The following is a 14293-nucleotide window of genomic DNA, read 5'->3' on the forward strand; positions in this document are numbered from 1 at the left end:
GAGCGCATCATGACCCGAGACGATCAACTCTCTCACCTGCCCCACCGCAAGCGCAGCCTGCGGCTGTCACTTGCATTGATGGGTGCCGGCGCCTTCACGCTCACTGGCTGCGGCCAGTCCGAGGAAGTGACCGACGTCAGTTTCGATAGCCCCAAGAGCTTCCAGAGCGTCGAGGAGTGCGTGGCGGCCAACGTCTACACTGAGAGTGCCTGTGAAGAGGCGTACCAGGCCTCCATCAAGGAAGTACCGCGCTTCGACTCGCTGGAGGCCTGCGAAGCCGAGCATGGCGAAGGCGCCTGCGTCGCGCCCACCGAGGAGCAGGCCCAGGCGGCCACCGGCACAAGCGGCGGCAGCTGGTTCATGCCGGCGCTGATGGGCTACATGGTGGGCAACATGATGTCGCGCACCAGCCGTGGCGCGACACGCCAGGGGCTCTACCAGGAGCCGGTCTACCGCAACCGCCAGAACCAGGGCAACTGGAACGCGGCCACCAACCAGGCGAGCCAGCGGGTCAGCCAGCGCCAGCAGACGATGCGCAATGTCGCCACCCAGAACCGCCAGGCCACCCAGCGCAGCGGCTTCGGCTCGCGCTCCTCCGCGCGCGGCGGCTGGGGATCCTGAGCCCTCCATGCTGAGAGTCGATATCGCCGAAAGGCCGAACTGGAAAACCCTGGCCGAGGAGCTGGGGTTTCATTTTCATACCATCGACGGCGAGCCCTACTGGAAAGAGAGCGCCTACTACCAGTTCACCCTCGAGCAGGTCGAGCGCGACATCGAAGCGCCCTCCGAAGAGCTTCACGAGATGTGCATGCAGCTTGTGGACAAGGTGTGCCACTCCAACGCTCTGCTCCAGCGTTTGGCGATCCCGGAGTTCATGTGGGACACCATCTTCGACTCCTGGCGCGCCGGCCAGCCGCACCTCTACGGACGCATGGACTTCGCCTACTCAGGTGACGGCCCGGCCAAGCTTCTGGAGCTTAACTACGACACGCCCACCTCGCTCTACGAGGCGGGGCTCTTCCAGTGGGTGTGGCTCGAGCAAGCGATCGAGCAGGGGCTCGTCCCGCGCCACGCGGATCAGTTCAACTCGATCCAGGAAAAGCTGATGGGCGCGCTTGCCCACATCGGTCAGCGCCTGCGCGATAACACGCTGCACTTCTCGTGTATCAAGAACAACGCCGAGGAGCGCGCCACGGTTCACTACCTGCAGGACATCGCCGTGCAGGCCGGGCTGAAAGCGCCGTTCATCCACACCGAGGATATCGGCGTCTTGCAAGGCGGCGATTACTTCGTCGACCTGGACGATGCGCCGATTCACGCGCTGTTCAAGCTCTACCCCTGGGAGGAGCTGGCCCAGGAAACGTTCGGTCAACTCATTCCCAGGCTCAATACCCACTGGTTCGAGCCGCCCTGGAAGGCGGTGCTCTCCAACAAGGGGATTCTACCGCTTCTGTGGGAAGAGTATCCGGATCACCCCAACCTGCTGCCCGCGTACTTCGAAAAACCCGGCGAGAAGGCCCTGCCACCGGGCTGGGTGCGCAAACCGTTTTTTTCACGCGAAGGGAGCAACGTCGAGCTCACGACCAACGACGGCGCGTTCGAGAGCGTGGCCGGGCCCTACGTGGATAGCCCCTGGATTCGACAGGCGTATCATCCCATGCCGCGCTTTGGCGACTTTCACGCCTTGGTGGGGAGCTGGATGGTGGGAGATCGCGCCTGCGGGATGGGTATTCGCGAGGACGTGGGGCGAATCACCAAGGATTCCTCCTGCTTCGTGCCCCACGCGATCGTTTGAGCCCGCGTCAGGCGGCGCTGACGTTATGGGCAGATCCGGCGGGATAGCGGCGCGAAGACTGGCTCGACGCCTGGATCGACGCGCAACCGGGCCACAGGGAGCCGGCACCCGAGCGTTCGAAACTGCGCGCCCCGACCCACTCGAGCGGCTCGGCCAGCTTGACCTCCTGCATGGCGCTGCCCGGCGCCAGGCGCAGCAGGTAGTTGTGGCTTTCGGTCGGGTGCCAGTGCGTCAACAGCTCGAACGGCGCATCCGGCGAGCGCCGGGCGGCAATCACGCCCAGCGCCGGCTCGCTGTAGAGTTCGACGATATCGGCCACGCCTTTCTGCTCGAGCGTCTGGCGGGTCGCAGCGTCGAGCGGCGTGGTGGTGATCGCGGTGATACCGTCGGGCAGCGCCGGCAGGCGCGCCGCGAGCTGGCGCCAGCGCTGGCTGTCGGTGGCGATGACGTCGCCGGTAGTGAGTTCCCACAGCGCATTGGCGTTGTCGAACAGCGAACGCGCCTGCCAGCCCGCTTCCTGGGGCAGCAGCGCCCCGAGCACGAAACCGGAGACGCTCTGCAGTGACAACCAGCTGATCAGTCGCCGCTCCTGGGCCTCGGGAAGCGCCAGCATCGCCTGCAGCGCTTTTGCCTCCTGGTTCAAGGTAGCGGCCGTGTGGCGGTAGCAGCGCTGAAGGCGGTCGCAGAACGCGCTGCTGGTGGTGTCATGCAGATTGAGATACTCGATGTCGGTATGGTCGATGAGCGCCTGCGCCCATTCACCGAGCGTGATCGAGGTGTCCGGAAGCGCTACGCTGCGCGCACCGAACAGATGGGAAACGGCGTTGATCAACCCGGTACGCTCGGGGGTGCCGGCGCTTGGCAGCATCTCCGTATGCTTTGCCTTTCCGTGTTGAGTTGCCACTGCGCGAAGAACGCTCAGAATGGTCTCGTGGGTGAGTGACAACATGGTTGCGTCCTTTGCAATGGTGTCTACCTGATTGACCGCAACATTACGCCCTTGTATCACTCTTGTCAAAAAAATTAACGCACGCCGCACAACTATTACGCTTTTGAATCATCAGCGAATTTAAGTATTTATGTTGATCGGACAAGCAAATACGCCTGAACCTCAAAAGCGTGAGGTTTTCCTGTACAACTTTTAATCCATGTTGGCGCAGCGCTCTTGCATGCAACGTTGAAAGCCGAGCTACCACAGCGATGCACATCGTTCTATAACCCAAAGGTTGATTGGCAGTATGATTCTGCTAACGAATCACCATTCTCACCGGTTACCTGGAGCACTAGCCATCATGACGGCGCGTTGGAAGTCCCTGCCCCTCAGACTGAGGCTGTTCCTCTGTTTCGGAACGGCTTTTGCGCTCACCATGCTACTGGCGCTTTACCTTCAGGCCCGCACCCAGAGCCAGGCGCGCCTGGGCGACCTTATCGAGGACGAGCTTCCCCAGCAGGTGGAGGGCCTCGCCACCCGCCTGCTGCTGCGCCTGAGCCCCTCGCTTGCGATCTCCGAGAACCTCGCCAACAGCTACGTGCTGGAGCAGTGGGTACTGGATGGGCTGCCGGAGGCAGAGGAGCCGGCGCTGACGGGCTATCTCGCCCGCATGGCCGAACAGCTCGATACGGAGCTTCTGTTTCTCGCCGTGCAGTCGCCGGTAGGTGCCTACTACTACCAGTATCGCGACGGGGCACTTCTGGAACGCCCTCTGCAGGGCCCGACCAGTGAGGACAGCTGGTATTTCGAGTTCACCGACAGCGACGCCCCCTACAACCTCAACCTCGACAGCGACACCTTCACGCCGGGCGACTCCTTCGTCTTTCTCAATTTTAGAAGCGATGAGCGTGCCACCAACGCCCGCCCGCTGGTGGTGGCCGGTGCCGGCCTGAATCTGAACCAGATGGCCCAGCTCATCGAGGACTTCTCGCTGGGCCAGACCGGCCGCGCGGCGCTGCTCAACGCCGAAGGCGAGTTGATGGTACACAGCGACGAAGGCGCGCTGGAACGACTGTTCGAAACGCTGCCCGAGCAGGCGCTCGAGCGCAGCGCCACCCAGGTCAACGAGCTCAATCGCGCCGGCACCACCTACCTGGTCGCCACGCGCTGGCTGCCGGAGCTGCAGCGCTACCTGATGATCGAGGTCGACAAGGGCGAGTACACGGCGGCCTCGCAGCACCGTTTCCTGGCCTCCACCGGCTGGGGGCTGGCGATCCTGCTGGCCGCCCTGATACTTCTCTATCCGCTCACCGCAAGCCTGGTGCGCCCCTTGTCGCGCCTTCAACGCCAGCTCAAGGAGATCACCCTGAGTCTCGATCTCACCCGCCGGGTGAGCACCGACGACCGGGCGGAGCTGGGTGACCTGGCGGATCAGACCAACGAACTGCTGGCGCGTTTGGCCCGCGCCATGACTGCGGTCTCCAGCAATGCCCAGGCGCTCAACAGCGTGGCCGACCGACTCGCTCGAACCGCGGGGCTGTCGGGCCTGCAGCGCGGCGACCTGGGCCTCGAGGCCGACCAGACCATGGCGGCGGCGGTCGAGGAGATGGCCTCGTCGGTGGCGGAGATCACCTCCACCATGGAGGAGCTTTCCACCTCCTCTACCCAGATCGCCGATCACTCCCAGTCGGTGGTGGATGTTGCCAACCAGACCCTGGAGCGCAGCCGCAAGGGCTCCAGCGCCATGGAGCTCTTGCAGGCCAAGATGCAGGACATCCGCAGCGACAGCGAGCAGAGCCTGGCGGAGATCGTCGCCCTGGGCGCCAAGTCCAAGCAGATCAGCAAGGTGATGGAGCTGATCAACTCGCTGGCCGCCCAGACCAAGCTGATCGCCTTCAACGCCGCCCTCGAAGCGTCGAGCGCCGGCGAGTCCGGCCGGCGCTTCTCGGTCGTGGCCGGCGAGATCCGCCGCCTGGCCGACAGCGTGACCGACTCGACTCAGGAGATCGAAGGCCATACCGAGGACATCCAGCACTCGATCAGCCGCCTGGTGGTCGCATCCGAAAAGGGGGCCACCTCGATCGAGAAAGGCGTCGAGGTGAGCTTCACCACCGCCCAGGATCTGGAGGCGGTGCTCAAGGCAGCCAGCCAGACCAGCAGCGCCGCCCAGCAGATATCGCTCTCGACCCAGCAGCAGAAGACCGCCAGCAGCCAGGTGGTGACGGCGCTTCGCGATATCGACACGGCCAGCGCCCGCAACGCCCAGTCGGTGCGCCATATCACCGAGATCAGCCAGGAGATGATCCACATGTCGGCCCAGCTCAACGCGCTGGTCCAGGAATTCACGCTCCATTCACAGCACGCGGACGATCAGTAGCGCGGCCAGGAATGACATGATGAGTCCAATACGGGTAATGATCGCCGACGACAGCCCCGTGGCCAGGGAGGTGCTGCGCCACCTGCTCACCCGCGAGGGTGACATCGAGGTAGTGGGCGAGGCCTGCAACGGGCGCGAGGCGGTGGCGCTGGCCCGGCGGCTGGTGCCGCAGCTGGTGACCATGGACCTGACCATGCCGGTGATGGACGGGCTCGCGGCGATCGACGAGATCATGCATACCAAGGCGCTGCCGATTCTGGTGGTCAGCGAGCGCTTCGAGGCGCCGACGGCCTATCGCGCCCTGGAGCTGGGAGCGCTCGAGGTGATCGGCAAGCCCACCCTCGCCGATACCGACGCCACACGGCTGCTCGAGCGGGTTCGCCTGCTGGCGGGGGTGGCGGTCATCACCCGCCTGCGGCGACGCAGCGCCCTGCCCTGCTCCCCGCCGCCGAGCGCCTACCAGCCCCCGCCGCGTGCGTTTCGGCGTATCGTCGCCATCGCCTGCTCCACCGGCGGCCCCCAGGCGCTGGCGCGCCTTCTCAGCCGCCTGCCGGCGGATTTCCTGCCACCGGTGGTCATCGCCCAGCACATCAGCCACGGCTTCATCGACGGCATGGCGCAGTGGCTCGCCTCGATCTGCCACCTGCCGGTGAGCGTGGCCCGGGCGGGTGAGTTCCTGAAGCCCGGCGCGGTCTACCTGTCGCCCTCGGAGAGCAACCTGGAGGTCACCTTCGACCACCGTTTCAAGCTGACCCCGAGTCCCGTCGGGGCGCTGTACCACCCGAGCTGCGATACGCTGCTGTGCAGCGTGGCCGAGGTCTACGGCAGCGACGCCATCGGCGTGATCATGACCGGCATGGGGCGCGACGGCGTGCAGGGAATGCGCGCGATCCGTCAGGCCGGCGGCGCGACCTTGGCCCAGGACGAGGAGAGCTCGGTGATCTACGGCATGAACCAGGAGGCGGTGAACGCCGGGGTCGTGCAGCGTGTGGTCTCGCTCGACGAGCTGCCTGAGCTACTGCTGCATACCCTGTGCGTCCGGTCGCTGTCCCGGTCGTCGTCATGAAATCCTACGCACCGTTCAAGCAGCTGATCTACGAGCGTTACGGTCTGGACCTGGAGGGCCTGGCCGAACCACGGCTGGTCAGGGCGGTCGATGCTCTGCTCGATGCCACCGGGACGCGCGACCCGGGGGTGCTCGTCAAGCGGCTGAGGCGCGATGCCGCCCTGCTCGACGATTTCATCAGCCAGCTGACGATCAACGAGACCTACTTCTATCGCGAGCCCGAGGCGCTCGCCTGGCTTGCCGAGCACTACCTGCCCGAGCGTCTGGCGCGCGGGGCGGGGCCGCTGCGTATCCTGAGCGCTGGCTGCTCCTCCGGCGAGGAGCCCTACAGCTTGGGTATGGCACTTCTGGAGCGCTTCGGCGCGCGCGCGCCAACGCTCTTTCGTATCATCGGCGGCGACGTCGACCACCGGGTTCTCGCCAAGGCCAGGCGAGGGATCTACGCCGGCATGGCGTTTCGCGCCCTGCCGGGGGCACTCAAGACGCGCTACTTCACGCCGCGCGGTCACCAGTTCGCCATCGACAATACGCTACGCGACTGGGTACGCTTTCAAGCGCTCAACGTGCTCGAGCCCTCAGGCGATAGCGAGGACGGCGGCCCATTCGATCTGATCCTGTTTCGCAACGTGTCGATCTACTTCGACGAGCAAAAGCGCATCGCCATCCAGAAGCGCCTGCTCGAGCGTCTGGCGCCGGAAGGCATCCTGGTGTGCGGCGTCTCCGAAACCCTGGGCAACGATCTTGGCGTGCTGGAGCTCACCCAGCGCGAGGGCGTGTTCCATTTCCGGCGCCCGACGCACCAGGCCGCCGCATCGCGCCCGCTGCCCGCTCCCGCGTCGACGGCGATGCCGAAACCGGAGTGCATCGCCGCACCGGTGCGCGCCGCCACGCCGCTCCCGGCAGTGATGCCTGCTGCCGCGGAGAGCTTCGCCCAGCGCGTACAAGAGGCGCAGGCGCACCTGAACGACAACCGCTTCGACGACGCCGAAGCGCTGCTGGCCACGCTTCTCGACGAACAGCCCTGGAGCGTCGACGCGCGCCTTCTGGCGGGACTGGTGGCACGCTGGCAACAGCGCCCCGAGCAGGCCCAGAAGCACTTCAAGCGCGCCCTCTACGTCGCCCCGGAGTGCTGGCCGGCGCACTTCTACCAGGCCGAGCTGGTGCGTGCCGGTGAGCTCGAAGGCATACCGGGCCAGCCCATGCGCGGCTACGCGGCGGTTTTGCGCCTGCTCGAGGCGAGCCCCCACGCCACCGGCGGATTAACGATCATCGCCTCGCCCATTCCGCCGGGCGACGCGCGGTTTCTTGCCAAGCGCCATCTCGTCACCGGCGCGCAAACTCGGGAGGCAGACGATGGCCTTTGATCTGTCACGCTTTCTCGCGCGCTTTGTGGAGGAGGCCCGTGATCACCTGCCGCGCCTGCGCGAGGGCATCGAGGCGCTGGCGCGCGACGGCGATCACGCCGAGCAGGTCAACGCGCTGTTTCGCTCGCTGCATACCCTCAAGGGGTCGTCGCGCATGCTGCGCCTGGAGGCGATCACGACGCTGACCCACAGCGCGGAAGAGCTTCTGAGCGCCCTGCGCGACGGCACCCGGCCGATCGACGCGGCCGCCATCGCGCTTCTCACCCGCGCCGCCGACGCGCTCGACCTCCAGGTCGACGAACTGGCCCGAGGCCAGGCGCCGGACACCCTGACCCCGGCGGACTCGGCGCTTTGCCACGCCATGGAGGGGACGGCACCGGCCACGCAGGCGCCGCCCGAGGTAGCGCCCGCCGCCCCGAGCCCGGCGCTTGCGACGTCGTCGAACGACGCGCTCTCCCAGCGCCTTCGCCTGAGCGATACCGTGCGAGTACGCCTGGAGCGCCTGGACGACGTGATTCGTCTGATGGGCGAGGTGCTTTCCAAGCATCATCACTTGCACGGCCTGGTGGACCGGGCGCAGGCGCTCGGCGCTACCCTGCCCGAGGCGCAACAGCGCGACGTGCGCGCCTTCGCGCGCGAGCTCAAGGAGAGCGTGCGGGGTCAGGACACCCTGATGGGTGATCTGCACGACCGGGCGCTGGCGATGCGCATGCTGCCGCTCGGCATCGTCTTCGACCCGCTTGCCCAGATGACCCGGGACCTGGCCCGGGCGCTCGGCAAGGAGGCCGTCTGCCGCCTGCAGGGCAGCGAGATCGAGCTGGACCGGCAGATGATCGACCAGCTCTCCGAGCCGCTGGTGCACCTGCTGCGCAACGCCCTCGACCATGGCCTCGAGCCGCCCGAGGCGCGGCGCGCGCTCGGAAAGCCGCCTCAGGGGCGAATTCGTCTCGAGGCGTGGCAGGACGGCGGCTGGGTGGTCATCGAGCTTGGCGACGACGGCGCGGGGATCGACCTCGAAGCGGTGCAGCGCAAGGCGCTCGCCCGGCGGCTGATCGGTGAGGAGCAGCTTGCCACGCTCAGCGAGCAGGAGACCCTGGAGCTGATCTTCCTGCCCGGGTTCTCGACCAAACCCATGATCACCGACGTCTCCGGGCGTGGGGTTGGCATGGACGTGGTCAAGCGTACCGTCGTGGACGAGCTCAGCGGCGACCTGCGCGTGGCAAGCCAACCGGGAAAGGGGTGCGTGTTCACCCTGCGCCTGCCGCTTTCGCTTGCCATGATGCGGGTGCTGCTGGTGCGGGTCGACGGCCAGATCCTGGGGGTGACCGCGCCCTACGTCATGGAGCTTCTCGAGACGTCGCCTGCGACCTTCATCGACACCGCCGGCCAGCCAACGCTGGTGCTGCGCGACGAGTTCATCCCGGTGGCCTCCCTGGCCGCCCTGCTGGGACTCGAGCAGGCGCCGTCCGGCGAGCGCGTGCTGCTGCTGGTCGTCCAGCAGGGTCAGCAGAAGCTCGCGCTGCACGTCGATGCCCTGGTCGACGAGCGCGACATGGTGATCAAGCCGTTGCCTTCGCACCTTTGCCACCTGCCGCTGGTGTCGGGCATGGTCACTGTGGGCCAGAACGCGCTTGCCAGCCTCCTCCACGTCCCGGCATTATTAACTCACATTAAACGTGCACCTCGCCGCCCTGCTTCTTCGGAACTTATTGCTAAAGCACCTCATCGAATTTTGATCGTCGACGACTCGCTCAACACCCGCGAGATCGAGAAGGACGTGCTCGAGGCCTGGGGCTATCGCGTGGTGCTGGCCGAGAACGGTCGCGACGGCCTGAACAAGGCGCTGGCCGAGCCCTTCGACGCGGTCCTGACGGATGTGGAAATGCCGGTCATGGACGGCTTTGCACTCACCATGCGGCTACGCGAAAATGAGCGCTACCGTGATATACCGATCATCATCATCACCTCGCGCGAGAAGGAAGCCGATCGCCAGCGCGGCATCGAAGCTGGGGCGGATGCCTACATCGTCAAGGGAAGCTTTGATCAGAACAATCTCGTGGACACCCTGAAGGCCCTGCTTGGCTAGTGGACGCGTTTTAGAAGAGGAACAGCATGCGGATTCTAGTCGTTGACGACGACACGCTGTCGGCCGAAATGACCGCCGCCATCCTGGCGGGGCAGCAGTACATCCCCGTCATGGCTCACGATGCGATGGAGGCGATCACGCAGCTAGAGGCCCACCCGGACATCGCCCTGATCGTGAGCGATCTGTACATGCCGTTGATCGATGGCATCGAGCTCTGCGCCACGCTCAGAGAACAGGGCGTGATGCTGCCGTTCGTCCTGCTGACCGGCGACACGCCGACCGCCGCGCTCACCGCGACGCCAGGCCTGACCGCCTGCCTGCAGAAGGAAGCGGACCTGGCACACACCCTCGTCCGGACCGTCGATCGGGCGCTGAGGGAATGACGCCATGCCCGCCCACTTCAACAGGTAAGCCGATGTCGACTCCCTCGACGCTGCAAGAGAAACTCAACGAGCTGCGGTTGCGCTTCATCGCGCAACTCTCCACGCGCATCGATGCCACCATCAACCAATGGCAGCAAAGTGCCGGCTCGACCGAGGCACGCGCGCAGCTCGCCCCGGAGCTTCACCGCTTCTTTCACAGCTTGAAAGGCACCGGCCGGTCGCTGGGTTTCGAGCGGCTGTCGGCTCTGGCGCATCAGGGCGAAGAGGCACTGACGGCGCTGCCGGTGCCCGCCCACATCGATCGCACCATCGAGCGGCTGCTGGAGGCGCTGGTCCAGGAGCAGGCCTACCTCGAACAACACAGAAGCCAGGCGACGCTGCCCGCCTCCTTCAACGCCGTCGAGTTCGGCGCCGGTCAGCGCAACAGTCGCCAGCGGCTGATCTACCTGTGCGACGACGAGCCGGAGCAGGTCACCCAGCTGCTGCACCACTTGCGCTGCTTTGGCCACGAGGTGATCCATTTCGCCGATACCCAGGCGTTCTTCAACGCCGTGCTGTCGCGGCGCCCCGACGCTATCATCATGGACGTCCAGTTTCCCCAGGGAAACACCGCCGGTACCGAAACCCTGACCAGCCTCAACCGGCTCACCGGCGAGCGCCTGCCCGCCATCGTGCTCTCCGCTCACGGTGACTTCAATTCGCGCCTGAGCGCCGTCAGGGCGGGTTGCAGCGGCTATTTCACCAAGCCCGTCAAGCCGCTGGACCTGATGCTCGCCCTGGACGAGCTGACCACGCCCCTGGACGATGAGCCGCTGCGCGTGTTGGTGGTGGACGACGACCCGGCGGCGGCGGACTACCACGCGCTGGTGCTCGAACAGGCCGGCATGACCGTCAAACGCGCTCATCATCCTGCCGAGGCCTTCGAGGCGCTCGACTACTTCAGCCCCGACCTGATGCTGGTGGACATGTACATGCCGGTCTGCTCCGGCGAGGAGCTTGCCACCATCGTGCGCCAGCAGACCGAGTACGTGGGGCTGCCGATCCTCTACCTTTCCTCCGAGACCGACCGCCAGAAGCAGCTGACCGCCATGAACGCCGGCGTCGAGGGCTTCATCACCAAGCCGGTGGCGCCGGAGGAGCTGGTGTCGGCGGTGCGGCTGCGCGCCGAGCGCCTGCGCCACCTGCGCTCGCTGATGACCCAGGACAGCATGACCGGGCTCTACAACCACAGCACCACCACCGATCTGATCTCACGCGCCCTGGTGCAGGCGTATCGCGACGATGCACAGCACGCCATGGCGATGATCGACATCGACCACTTCAAGGACGTCAACGATACCCACGGGCACCTGGCCGGCGACCAGGTCATCATCACCCTGGCGCGCATGCTGAAGACCCGCCTGCGCGTCTCCGACATCATCGGCCGCTACGGCGGCGAGGAGTTCGTGGTGCTGCTCAAAGGCGTCAGCGCCGATACCGCCGCCGCACTGATCGAGGAGCTGCGCCAGGATTTCGAGCAGGTGGACTTCAATGCGGGAAGCGCACGCTTCAACTGCACCTTCAGCGCCGGCATCAGCGCCTTCCCCCATCATCCCTCCACCGAAGCGCTGCGGGTCAGCGCCGACCGCGCGCTCTACCGCGCCAAGAATCGCGGTCGCAATCGCGTCGCGATCAATCCGGACGAATCTGATGACGGCGCCGACGATGAGTGACCCCTCCGCGCTCGGCCTCGGCGAGGCGCTGGCCCGCCAGGGCGAGGCACACACCCGCGTCGACGTCGACGAACCCGCCCGTCAATTGGTGCTGTTTCGCTTGGGCGGCCAGCGTTTTGCACTGCCGGGAAGCGCGGTGCGCGAAATTCTCGACGGCCAGCAGAGCGTCTACTTCGTTCCCGGGGTTCCCGACGGCATCGAAGGGGTGATCCATCTGCGCGGCGCCATCGAGTCGGTGATCACCCTCGAGCGCCTGCTCGACCTTCCGGCCCCCCCGCCGGGGGCCGGCATGCTGCTGCTGGTCCACGCGGCCGGCATTCGCACCGGCGTGCGCATCGAAGCACTCGAGGACGTCTGCGAGGTCGGCGAGAGCACCCTCAAGCCGCCGGAGGCGCTGAACGACACGCTCGCGCCCTTCGTCACCGCGCTGATCCATCGCGACGCACGCGAGGCGATTGCGCTGCTCGATGCCGACGCCCTGCTCGGCGCCTTCCAGGCGGGCCAGGGCTGAGGATGGATCACGTCTCGCTGGTGGTCTTCGAGGCGGGCCAGCACCGCTTCGCCCTGGAAGCGAGCCGGGTACGCCGACTCTCCAGTACCCCGAGCCACACGCGCACCGCGCACCTTGCACGCCTTTTGAACCTCGAAGGCAGCGCCCCGGCGAGCCGCTGGCTCACTCTCGTCGATGGCGAAGGCGCGTGGGAGCTGGGAGTGGCGGGCAGTACCAAGCTTATCGACTGGCCCGCCCCCGCCCTCTATCCCTTGTCCGAGCTCGTGCTCGTACGCGCTAGCGTGCATCCGGCGCTGATCGGTATCGCCTTCGAGCGACAGCACACCCCCTGCTGGCTGCTGGCGGCAGACCGGCTCACGCCGTGAGCCACAAGCACGCCAGCGGATCGCCCGGCGCCACGCGCCGGTGCGGGTCAACGATCGCCAGGGCATCGGCGTGCACGCAGGAGGAGAGCACCGAGGAGTCCTGATCGTCGAAGGCGTGGGCCTCGACCCCGGCCTCGGTGAAGGCGAGCTTCACGCGCATGTAGTGACGGCGCGGCCCGGTGGTGGTGGAAAAAGTCGCGATTGCCGTCACCTGAGTCAACGTCTCGAGCGCTGGACAGCCGAGCAGCGCCCCCATCAGCGGGCGCAGAAACAGCCACGCCCCCACGAAGCTCGAGACCGGATTGCCAGGCAGCCCCACGAAGCGCGCCGTGCGGCCGTTGCCGCGCGGCAGTCGCCCCAGCGCCAGGGGCTTGCCCGGGCGAATCGCCAGCCGCCACAGATCCAACTCGCCCAGGGCGTCGAGGGCACGCTTGACGTGATCCTCCTCGCCCACGCTGACCCCGCCGGTGGTGATCACCACGTCGGCAAGCGCGGCAGCGCGCGCCAGGCACGACTGGGTCTTGTCGGCATCGTCCGGCACGCTCTCCAGATGCACCACTTCGGCGCCGAAGCTTGCCAGCAACTGCCGGAGCATCGGCCGATTGCTGTTGTAGAGCTGGCCGGGCGCCAAGGGCGTACCCGGCTCGACGACCTCGTCGCCGGTCGAGAGCAGCGCCACGCGCGGGCGGCGGCGCACCACGACCTCGTCGATGCCCTGCCCCGCCAGGTGCCCGAGCCCGGCGGCCGTGAGCCGCGTGCCCGCCTCGAGCAGCACGCTGCCCCTGGCCACATCCCGCGCGCGCCGGCGCACGCTATTGCCCACGGCAACACCGGCGGGAATGCGGGCGCGCTCGCCGTCACGCTCCACCTCCTCCTGCATCACCACGCAGTCCGCCCCTTCGGGCAGTTCGCCGCCGGTGAAGATGCGCGCGCAGCTTCCCGGCTCGAGTGGGCGCGCCGGGCTTCCCGCGGCGATGCGCTGGGAGACCGGCAGCCAGGTGCCGGCATCCGCCGCGCGCAAGGCGTAGCCGTCCATGGCGCTGTTGTCGAAGGCGGGCACGTCGAGCGTGGCCATCACGGGGGTAGCCAGCACTCGCCCGGCGGCGTGCTCGAGGGCGAGCGTTTCGCTTTCGAGCGGGCAGACCTCGGCGAGAAGCGCTTCTAAAGCGTGTTCGATCGGCGCCAGCTCAGCCATGCTGGCCCCGCCCTGGAATCACCAGGTTGGCGAAGTTGCACGGTTGATGGCGGCTGTCGAGCTGCTCGGCGAGCAGGCGGTCCCAACCGGTGCGACACGCGCCGGTGGAACCCGGCAGACAGAAGATCACAGTTCGATTGGCGAGCCCGCCCAGACAGCGGCTTTGAATGGTGGAGCTGCCAATCTCCTCGCCGCTGAGCGCCCGAAAGCGCTCGCCGAAGCCCTGGATCTCCTTGTCGAAGAGCACCGCGACCGCCTCCGGGGTGGAATCGCGCCCGGTGAAGCCGGTGCCGCCGGTGGTGATCACCACCTGCACCTCGGGGTCGGCGATCCACGCCGCCACCACGGCGCGAATGCGGTACATGTCGTCGACCACGATGCGTTTTTCCGCCAGCCGATGGCCGGCGCTCTCGAGGCGCTCGACCAGCAACTGGCCGGAGGTGTCGCTCTCCTCGGTGCGCGTGTCCGAGACGGTCAACACCGCGATGTTCAGCGCTTGCATGGCATC

Annotated in this window: 13 protein-coding genes; 10 read left to right on the forward strand and 3 right to left on the reverse strand. The window is 66.7% G+C overall.

All coding sequences use genetic code 11. The features are described 5' to 3' along the window. Positions 1-9 precede the first annotated feature (9 nt). Complete coding sequence (locus GEV37_RS03815) at positions 10-621, forward strand: DUF1190 domain-containing protein (protein WP_227388856.1); 612 nt, start codon at positions 10-12, stop codon at positions 619-621. Positions 622-628: 7 nt separating this feature from the next. After that, positions 629-1795, forward strand: coding sequence for a glutathionylspermidine synthase family protein (locus GEV37_RS03820; RefSeq protein WP_227388857.1), 1167 nt, complete (start codon positions 629-631; stop codon positions 1793-1795). A 7-nt stretch (positions 1796-1802) separates the two neighbouring features. On the opposite strand, the gene GEV37_RS03825 is transcribed toward GEV37_RS03820, so the two are convergent. Further along, the gene (locus GEV37_RS03825; protein WP_227388858.1) at positions 1803-2744 is read right to left on the reverse strand and encodes a hypothetical protein; all 942 of its coding nucleotides are present in this window, start codon (positions 2742-2744) and stop codon (positions 1803-1805) included. A gap of 343 nt (positions 2745-3087) precedes the next feature. Here GEV37_RS03825 and GEV37_RS03830 point away from each other — a divergent pair, with 343 nt between their 5' ends. Genes GEV37_RS03830 through GEV37_RS03865 form a run of 8 tightly spaced genes read left to right on the forward strand, consistent with a single transcriptional unit; the run spans position 3088 to position 12590 of the window. Continuing rightward, positions 3088-5103: a methyl-accepting chemotaxis protein gene (locus GEV37_RS03830; protein WP_227388859.1), complete on the forward strand. Its 2016-nt coding sequence runs from the start codon at positions 3088-3090 to the stop codon at positions 5101-5103. Between the two features lie 16 nt (positions 5104-5119). Then, positions 5120-6169, forward strand: a complete 1050-nt coding sequence (cheB, locus tag GEV37_RS03835; protein ID WP_338035103.1) for a chemotaxis-specific protein-glutamate methyltransferase CheB — start codon at positions 5120-5122, stop codon at positions 6167-6169. Then, complete coding sequence (locus tag GEV37_RS03840; protein WP_227388860.1) at positions 6166-7533, forward strand: CheR family methyltransferase; 1368 nt, start codon at positions 6166-6168, stop codon at positions 7531-7533. The genes cheB and GEV37_RS03840 overlap by 4 nt, the downstream gene beginning before the upstream one ends. Then, a complete protein-coding gene (locus GEV37_RS03845; RefSeq protein ID WP_227388861.1) occupies positions 7523-9619 on the forward strand; it encodes a hybrid sensor histidine kinase/response regulator in 2097 nt (698 codons plus the stop codon). Before GEV37_RS03840 ends, GEV37_RS03845 begins: the two co-directional genes overlap by 11 nt. 26 nt (positions 9620-9645) lie before the next feature. Continuing rightward, positions 9646-10002: a response regulator gene (locus GEV37_RS03850; RefSeq protein WP_227388862.1), complete on the forward strand. Its 357-nt coding sequence runs from the start codon at positions 9646-9648 to the stop codon at positions 10000-10002. Positions 10003-10034: 32 nt separating this feature from the next. Next, positions 10035-11714: a GGDEF domain-containing response regulator gene (locus tag GEV37_RS03855; RefSeq protein WP_227388863.1), complete on the forward strand. Its 1680-nt coding sequence runs from the start codon at positions 10035-10037 to the stop codon at positions 11712-11714. Next, positions 11707-12225, forward strand: coding sequence for a chemotaxis protein CheW (locus GEV37_RS03860; protein ID WP_227388865.1), 519 nt, complete (start codon positions 11707-11709; stop codon positions 12223-12225). Before GEV37_RS03855 ends, GEV37_RS03860 begins: the two co-directional genes overlap by 8 nt. A gap of 2 nt (positions 12226-12227) precedes the next feature. After that, complete coding sequence (locus GEV37_RS03865) at positions 12228-12590, forward strand: hypothetical protein (protein WP_227388866.1); 363 nt, start codon at positions 12228-12230, stop codon at positions 12588-12590. On the opposite strand, the gene GEV37_RS03870 is transcribed toward GEV37_RS03865, so the two are convergent. Together GEV37_RS03870 and moaB are read right to left on the reverse strand one after the other, a co-directional pair. Further along, the gene (locus GEV37_RS03870) at positions 12580-13785 is read right to left on the reverse strand and encodes a molybdopterin molybdotransferase MoeA (protein ID WP_227388867.1); all 1206 of its coding nucleotides are present in this window, start codon (positions 13783-13785) and stop codon (positions 12580-12582) included. The two genes, GEV37_RS03865 and GEV37_RS03870, sit on opposite strands and share 11 nt — an antisense overlap. Further along, entirely contained in the window at positions 13778-14287 is a 510-nt protein-coding gene (moaB, locus tag GEV37_RS03875; protein WP_227389205.1) for a molybdenum cofactor biosynthesis protein B, read from the reverse strand. Before moaB ends, GEV37_RS03870 begins: the two co-directional genes overlap by 8 nt. Between the last annotated feature and the right edge of the window lie 6 nt (positions 14288-14293).

This window comes from Vreelandella malpeensis, assembly GCF_020622355.1.
GTDB classification, from domain to species: domain Bacteria; phylum Pseudomonadota; class Gammaproteobacteria; order Pseudomonadales; family Halomonadaceae; genus Vreelandella; species Vreelandella malpeensis.

Excerpts from the sequence above, each read along its gene's own strand:
- GEV37_RS03815 (WP_227388856.1), top strand. The coding sequence starts at position 10 with ATGACCCGAGACGATCAACTCTCTCACCTGCCCCACCGCAAGCGCAGC.
- GEV37_RS03820 (WP_227388857.1), top strand. The coding sequence starts at position 629 with ATGCTGAGAGTCGATATCGCCGAAAGGCCGAACTGGAAAACCCTGGCC.
- GEV37_RS03825 (WP_227388858.1), bottom strand. The coding sequence starts at position 2,744 with ATGTTGTCACTCACCCACGAGACCATTCTGAGCGTTCTTCGCGCAGTG.
- GEV37_RS03830 (WP_227388859.1), top strand. The coding sequence starts at position 3,088 with ATGACGGCGCGTTGGAAGTCCCTGCCCCTCAGACTGAGGCTGTTCCTC.
- cheB (WP_338035103.1), top strand. The coding sequence starts at position 5,120 with ATGATGAGTCCAATACGGGTAATGATCGCCGACGACAGCCCCGTGGCC.
- GEV37_RS03840 (WP_227388860.1), top strand. The coding sequence starts at position 6,166 with ATGAAATCCTACGCACCGTTCAAGCAGCTGATCTACGAGCGTTACGGT.
- GEV37_RS03845 (WP_227388861.1), top strand. The coding sequence starts at position 7,523 with ATGGCCTTTGATCTGTCACGCTTTCTCGCGCGCTTTGTGGAGGAGGCC.
- GEV37_RS03850 (WP_227388862.1), top strand. The coding sequence starts at position 9,646 with ATGCGGATTCTAGTCGTTGACGACGACACGCTGTCGGCCGAAATGACC.
- GEV37_RS03855 (WP_227388863.1), top strand. The coding sequence starts at position 10,035 with ATGTCGACTCCCTCGACGCTGCAAGAGAAACTCAACGAGCTGCGGTTG.
- GEV37_RS03860 (WP_227388865.1), top strand. The coding sequence starts at position 11,707 with ATGAGTGACCCCTCCGCGCTCGGCCTCGGCGAGGCGCTGGCCCGCCAG.
- GEV37_RS03865 (WP_227388866.1), top strand. The coding sequence starts at position 12,228 with ATGGATCACGTCTCGCTGGTGGTCTTCGAGGCGGGCCAGCACCGCTTC.
- GEV37_RS03870 (WP_227388867.1), bottom strand. The coding sequence starts at position 13,785 with ATGGCTGAGCTGGCGCCGATCGAACACGCTTTAGAAGCGCTTCTCGCC.
- moaB (WP_227389205.1), bottom strand. The coding sequence starts at position 14,287 with ATGCAAGCGCTGAACATCGCGGTGTTGACCGTCTCGGACACGCGCACC.